This window comes from Streptococcus suis, from assembly GCF_002964045.1.
In the GTDB taxonomy this organism is placed as follows: domain Bacteria; phylum Bacillota; class Bacilli; order Lactobacillales; family Streptococcaceae; genus Streptococcus; species Streptococcus suis_U.
Genome location: NZ_POPB01000327.1, coordinates 1 through 326 on the forward strand (window position 1 = coordinate 1; position 326 = coordinate 326).

The following is a 326-nucleotide window of genomic DNA, read 5'->3' on the forward strand; positions in this document are numbered from 1 at the left end:
ACCTGCGTCCTGCAAATCATGTAACCACTGGCGCATCTCTGGCGTACCATCGGGATTATTCCAAGCAATCAAGGTATTATCCAAGTCAACAAACACTACTTTTATGCCATGTTTTTTCAAGCTTTCAACGGTCACGTCATAAGCCTTTTCCAAGGCAAAATCCGGCATGTAATTTTCTAAACTCACTGTCGTCTCCAAAGTTTTTTATCAGATAATTATACCATTTTTCTAAGAAAAATGCGAATCGATAGCAGAAAACACTCGGATCAACCGAGTGCCTTCTGGAGGTAATGTAATGGTAGTTGTGAATTAAATCTGACCTTCTT

Annotated in this window: 1 pseudogene; it reads right to left on the reverse strand. The window is 39.6% G+C overall.

Features of this window, described 5'->3' with window-relative positions:
* Window positions 1-186 (reverse strand): annotated as a pseudogene (locus C1E99_RS06525) (YqeG family HAD IIIA-type phosphatase); the annotation flags it as partial.
* Between the last annotated feature and the right edge of the window lie 140 nt (window positions 187-326).